The 6,314-nt window shown below is 40.5% G+C and carries 8 protein-coding genes; all 8 read right to left on the bottom strand.

The genetic code is table 11. The features are described from left to right. The coding region (locus ACESZH_RS11905; protein ID WP_373215704.1) for a hypothetical protein at nt 1–1,147 on the bottom strand (1,147 nt) is incomplete at its 3' end. A 113-nt stretch (nt 1,148–1,260) separates the two neighbouring features. Then, nucleotides 1,261–1,761, bottom strand: a complete 501-nt coding sequence (locus ACESZH_RS11900; RefSeq protein WP_373215703.1) for a hypothetical protein — start codon at nt 1,759–1,761, stop codon at nt 1,261–1,263. 453 nt (nt 1,762–2,214) lie between these two features. Beyond that, on the bottom strand, nt 2,215–2,490 hold the full coding sequence (locus ACESZH_RS11895) for a DUF2442 domain-containing protein (RefSeq protein WP_373215701.1): 276 nt from the start codon (nt 2,488–2,490) through the stop codon (nt 2,215–2,217). Between the two features lie 67 nt (nt 2,491–2,557). Next, entirely contained in the window at nt 2,558–2,644 is an 87-nt protein-coding gene (locus tag ACESZH_RS11890) for a DUF4160 domain-containing protein (RefSeq protein ID WP_373215717.1), read from the bottom strand. 109 nt (nt 2,645–2,753) lie between these two features. After that, nucleotides 2,754–3,257, bottom strand: coding sequence for a HEPN domain-containing protein (locus ACESZH_RS11885; RefSeq protein WP_373215700.1), 504 nt, complete (start codon nt 3,255–3,257; stop codon nt 2,754–2,756). Beyond that, the gene (locus ACESZH_RS11880) at nt 3,244–3,585 is read right to left on the bottom strand and encodes a nucleotidyltransferase domain-containing protein (RefSeq protein ID WP_373215699.1); all 342 of its coding nucleotides are present in this window, start codon (nt 3,583–3,585) and stop codon (nt 3,244–3,246) included. The genes ACESZH_RS11885 and ACESZH_RS11880 overlap by 14 nt, the downstream gene beginning before the upstream one ends. An 825-nt stretch (nt 3,586–4,410) precedes the next feature. After that, nucleotides 4,411–5,349, bottom strand: a complete 939-nt coding sequence (gene tsf / locus ACESZH_RS11875; RefSeq protein WP_373215697.1) for a translation elongation factor Ts — start codon at nt 5,347–5,349, stop codon at nt 4,411–4,413. A 32-nt stretch (nt 5,350–5,381) separates the two neighbouring features. Continuing rightward, on the bottom strand, nt 5,382–6,134 hold the full coding sequence (rpsB, locus tag ACESZH_RS11870) for a 30S ribosomal protein S2 (protein ID WP_373215695.1): 753 nt from the start codon (nt 6,132–6,134) through the stop codon (nt 5,382–5,384). Nucleotides 6,135–6,314 lie beyond the last annotated feature (180 nt).

Raw genomic sequence — 6,314 nt, 5'->3', positions numbered from 1 at the left:
GGTTGTACTCATCGCAGATACGGATTTCTGTCATAGTTGCTTTGAGAATTGCGGTTTTTCCGAGGTAGGTATACAATACTGAGTAGTAGTGGGCATCATACTCAAGATGATAATTCTCAGGAACTTTAAGGAAGTACTTGTAATCGCAAAGCGTGTAGTTCTCGCCGGGAAGCCTGTTCATACGCGGTTTCTCATACTTTGTAAATCCTTTGAACCGTGATTCACAGATATCGGATTTTTTCTGAAACGGTCGCTGGTTGATGTCCGCTACTATTCTTTTAACAGCGGCATTTAAGGCTTCAAGAGAAGTGTAGGTGCCCTTCTTGAGTTCTTCAACCAGATGGACTTCCAGAAAGCGGACGTGGTTTTCAACAGTTGGCTTCCCTTTCGGTTTCCTGGGTGGTGGAGGAAGTATGATCGTATCGTAGAATGACTCCAGGTCTGAAAACGCAGACTGAAGAATAAGTTCATCTTTCGTATGTTTTGTAACAGCGGTTCTTAAATTGTCCGGAACAAGATATTTAGGAACGGCACCGTAGAATGACAGTGCATGTGCAGTCCCGGCAATAAACTGAGGGAGCTTTTCATCCATAAAAATCTCAGCATAGATGAGGCTGCTGAACCCAAGCGTTGTTGTGAAAATATGAACCTTCTGCAATTCACCAGTGGATGTATCCAACAAAAGCGCGGGGTGATCGCCAACCCAATCGATATACATTTTTTCTCCGGGGATTCGTTCCACTGGCATGGCAGCCCGATTAATGCCATAGGTATCCTTTACATAGTCACCATACAATTTATAAAATTGGGATAACTGGTAATCATCTGGATTTTCTTTTTTATATTCGATCCAGAGATAACTTAAATCCGCATGCTTTCCCATCTGTAACATCTGCCCATGAATCTTTTCAAAATCCGGCAAGGGGATGTTTTTATGGCGAAGATTATTTTGCGGATAAATCAGATCAACAACCTTCTCAGGAGGCATTTGCTTCAAATCATCCAAAGATAAACCAGAGTCCTTGAAGCGGTTCATGATGAGCGAGATTCCGCTTCTCCCAATGCGGTAACGCTTTTGTACGGTGTCGTAGCTTTTCTGATCGAGTCTCAGCTCTAAAACACCGATAATGGTAGTGTAATTGTGCATAATAAGCTCCTTTCTTTACACTGTGATGAGAAATAGTTACATCACAATAATAAAGGAAAGAACGTACCGCTGGAGTGGAAAATGCGTACCGCTAACCCGGAATAGTCATACCGCTAATTTCGGAATGAACGTACCGATCGACCGGAATTTGCATCCCCATCTTTTTTCTTAATTAAAAATGGAAAATAAACAAATTTTCTATCATCTACTAATGGATATGCCCCACTTCCTTTACCAAGTTGAATCAATTGCGAAATTGATTCAACACAATTAAACCACCCTATGACAAAAGCATCCCGACCATTTCCTTTGGTATCTATTTCATCCAAAAGCCAATCAAAATCTTGTTGAAATGCACTCCAATTCTTACTTACTGCCCGAGTCTTAGCTGAACTTATCCAATTTTTTAAATATTTTACTTCAATTTTAAAATCTCTTTGCTCAGTATATAAATCATGATTAATTTTCTGTGCCTTTTTTACTCTACTACTTTCCCCAGCTGTATAATGGACATTTTGCTTAAAAGGGTATCCAAGCCTTACTGTTATATCCATTTCATTAAATTTTTCATCAGCCTCTTTTTTTAATCTTTCAAAATCATAACCCCTATACAATATATTGAATTCATCAATTCAATTTAAGGAAAAATATTCAAAAGATGCAGATAACTTAAAAACCCGCAGGCTCTCGCCTACGGGTTCATTCGTCTTTATTATAATTTTTGCAGTAAAATTCTAATAGCCTAGTTTCCAGCCATCTGTTTTGTGAACTTTTGAGGCTGCCGCCTGCTGCCCTGTCATATCTTACTTACATTTTAAGCCCATATTTCCAACATTTTCCGGCATCTGGAATATTGAGACGATCTCAAATGCTTTCTTTCCTATTCAGGCCATCCCCCAAATATTTTTTGGGGGACAGTAAATCGCTTCCCGTCTTTTCCCGCTCATCTACATTTTCAAATTTGGGGGATAGCTGCTGGAATTTGGGGGAAGCATCTTCCCCCAAACCTTACCATCGACAATAGCCAGTATATTTATGATATTTTTTTCTTCCCCCTGTGAAAAATCTTAGGAAATCTGCTCCTCCATATACGGTAGCTCATACAGCGTATCTGGATCAATATCCAGACAGAAAGTACTATCTCTGTTTCCCTGAATATCCCACGCAAGTGTATCATTCAATACAGTACAGGTATTCATAAAAATAGAAATATCCTTCAAAGGCTGAAACACCTCTTTTTCAATCATCGGAAGTATATCATAGCATACAATTTTTCCATCTTCAAAATACACATAAACGGAATAATTCCTCATTGGTATAACTTGTACTACCTTTGGAAACATGACACCACCTCCCCAATTATACTAACGGATTGATTCGATTCAACGTTCTTCCATCTTTTGACGATTCTCAGTTTTGCATCAATTCATCCTGATGCAAAACACACCATGCCAAAATCAATTTTAATTGCCTTGATGGTAACGCACCTTTTATCACTCTTGCCTTGTCTTACCCAATAAGCGCCTTGTTTCCATTGTACAATTCTTTTTAGAACCGGAGCAGAACCACGAACCATCCATAGAACCAGAGATTTTAGCGGCTGATTCTACGATTTCTGAGCGGCAGATTCTTCAAAATTTTGAGACTTCTTTATTTCTGTTTTCTCATTTATAACAGAATCTTCTACCTCAGGAACTTCAAACTGCTTCATACAGTACGTTTCAGCCAACTGTATAAATTCATCTGCCACAGCAACCTGCCTCTCGGATTCCTCCCGACTGGCAATATAGAAATCATCATAATCACTAGCATGACGAATTTCTTCAGCTTCACTGATTTTTCTCCCTATCTCTCTGGGAAAAATCTCAGTTTTAACATAGTCCTTATTAAAATTTCCGATAGCATCTTTATGGCGTTTATAAGCTGTTCCGCTCAACGCATGAACAGCGTTGATGGCATGAAAAATAGCATAGTAAGCTCGATTATTCGCTCCCTTATATTCCTCCGCCGCCAATAGTATTCTTGCTGATTTCAAGTCGGCTTTAGCAGTCTGGAGCCGATAGAGCACAAGGTCTTTTCTCGTTCCAATATCTTCTTTAGGCCGCTCCATACAAAACCACTCCTTCTTTATTAATATTTGCATAAAACGGATAATTAACTACCCATTTTCTAAAATGATCCTCACTTTTGGCAATAGGCTTTATATCCAAGTCATTATCCAGATTAAAATCATAAGTCATATAAGAAAGCTGCTGGCTGTATGCCTTTAAGTCCACATCAGACATATCGAGCAATATCATAATATCTATGTCTGAATCTGCCTTGAAATCGCCTCTGGCATAAGAGCCATACAAAATTATCTTGCGTAAATGCGTACCATATATCTTTTTGATTTCTGCAATGTACTGTTCTATCAGGCTTTGCATTGTCTGTGGCATAGCCATACCTCCTTCCCATTACAATCACTTGCTTTAATTACATACACTATCAATATGTCTTCTATTTCCCTATATAAAAATATCTTTTATTTTTACTGCCAATATAATATATCGGCAGTAGCATCTTCTTATCTTCCAATTAAATTCTATTTTATATTATACCCTCTAATCATTTTTTTCACAACCGGATTTTTCGTCATCCAATTTTAGCACATAATGTTATTCTTCCAACTTTAGTTTTTCCTGTCAGTGTCGGTTATCCAAATCCGTTTTCTTATTAAAAAGATATGCCGTACCATCCAACATATCCATCATTATAATAGCAAACGTGTTATTTCGCGTTATGTATAGTTCCAAGCATCTTCTCACACAGTAGAATTAAAGAGAGGCATTACATAACGTATTCTAAAGGAATTCACATCAGATTGCCTCTATTATCATGATGTCTGTAAATCTCCATGTCCCGTATTAATACTGACCGAATCATTTTTTTCATGGGGATAGGTATTTTTATACCCATTGACATTTTCCCGGCAATTCGTTATATTGTGTTCAGTGATTGTGTTGCGGAAACTTGCGAAGCCCGCAACTGGGGGAAAGAACCTGCGGGTCTCTCCCTTTCTTACATTAAGAAGGACATATTGATACAGTCTAAACTTTCATATACCATTTGTAGGAAATCTTTCCAAAAAACCCCAAAAATTTGTGCTCAAAATGAGGTAAGATATGATAATTTATGAATTGCTCCCCAGGACGCAAAAAACCCTTGAAAATGCCCGTTTTCCGGGATTTCCAAGGGCCTTAAGTTCACTTTATTTTATGAGATTACATTCCCATCTGCTTAGCAACTTCTTCAGCGAAGTTCTCTTCTCTCTTCTCGATACCTTCGCCTGTCTCGTAGCGAACGAAGCCTTTGATGGTAACGTTTGCGTTGTTTGCTTTTGCAACCTGTGCAACGTAGTTGCCTACGGACTGCTTTCCGTCCTCAGCCTTTACGTATACCTGGTCAAGGAGGCAGATTTCCTTAAGCTCTTTCTTGATACGTCCCTGGATCATGCCCTGGATAACCTTCTCCGGTTTCTGGGATTCCTTCGGGTCGTTCTGGATCTGAGCAAGAAGGATCTCTTTCTCATGCTCGATATAGTCAGCGCTTACTTCGTTGTCGCTGGTGTAAAGAGGCTTCAGAGCTGCAACCTGCATTGCAACGTTTTTAGCCATCTCTTTGATTGCATCGTTTACAACATCTGTCTCAACGTCTACAAGAACACCGATCTTTCCACCCATGTGAACGTAGGATGCAACAAAACCGTTCTCCTCGGAAACCTGAGAGAATCTGCGGATGTTCATGTTTTCACCGATTACAGCGATCTGAGCTGCCAGAGCTTCTTTAACAGTCTTTGTTGTGTCAAGTGCCCATGGCTCTGCCAGGAATGCATCGATGTCTGCTGCTGCAGTGTTCATAGCCTGAGCTGCAACCTCAGCAACATAGTTCTGGAATTTTTCGTTCTTTGCAACGAAGTCTGTCTCGGAGTTTACCTCTACGGCAACACCCTTCTTTCCGTCCTCAGACACAAGAGTCTTGCAAAGACCCTCTGCTGCAACACGGCTAGCTTTTTTCTGTGCGGTAGCAAGACCTTTTTCACGAAGGAATTCTACTGCTTTATCCATATCGCCCTCTGTAGCTGTAAGAGCTTTCTTGCAGTCCATCATACCGGCGCCGGTCATTTCTCTTAATTCTTTTACCTGAGCTGCTGTAATAGCCATTTTATTTTCCTCCTGAATATATTGATAGAGTATTACTCCTCTGCAGCTTCCTCTGCTGCAAACTCCTCAGACTCAGCCTGGATTTCTCCGTCAACGTCAGCCTGTCCCTGATTTGCCTCGATAACAGCGTCTGCCATCTTGGAAACGATCAGTTTGACAGCACGGATTGCGTCATCATTACCCGGGATTACATAATCCAGTTCTTCCGGATCACAGTTGGTATCGCAGATACCGATAAGCGGGATACCTAATGTATGTGCTTCCTGAATGCAGATTCTCTCTTTCTTCGGGTCTACTACGAAGATAGCGTCCGGGATTCTCTTCATCTCTTTGATACCGCCAAGGTTCTTCTGTAATTTCTCAAGCTCTTTTCTTAAAGCGATAACTTCTTTCTTAGGAAGAACATCGAATGTTCCGTCAGCTTCCATAGCCTCGATCTCTTTCAGTCTTGCAATACGGCTCTGGATTGTTTTGAAGTTTGTCAGCATACCGCCTAACCATCTCTCGTTTACATAGAACTGTCCGCAGCGCTCTGCCTCTGTCTGGATAGCGTCCTGAGCCTGTTTCTTTGTTCCTACGAATAAGATGTTTCCGCCGTTTGCTACGATGTCAGCGATTGCATTGTAAGCATCGTCTACCATGCCTACAGACTGCTGTAAGTCAATGATATAGATACCATTTCTCTCGGTGTAGATGTACGGAGCCATTTTAGGGTTCCATCTTCTTGTCTGATGTCCAAAATGAACACCTGCTTCCAAAAGCTGTTTCATTGAAATAACGCTCATGATTTGTTCTCCTTTTTTGGTTAGATTCTTCCGCACAGGTCGCTTTCCTTCCAGACCCCGCCTTCACACCGTAGGGCACCATCCTTAGGGAATCGCCGTGCGTGTTTATTCTTACAACTTTTGCATTATAGCATAGGAAAACCCTCTGTGTAAAGAGGGTTTTCCTAAAAAATTCCTTTA

It is taken from the genome of Ruminococcus sp. 5_1_39BFAA (assembly GCF_964240875.1).
Lineage (GTDB): Bacteria > Bacillota > Clostridia > Lachnospirales > Lachnospiraceae > Blautia_A.
This window is presented reverse-complemented; position numbering and strand designations above follow the sequence as displayed.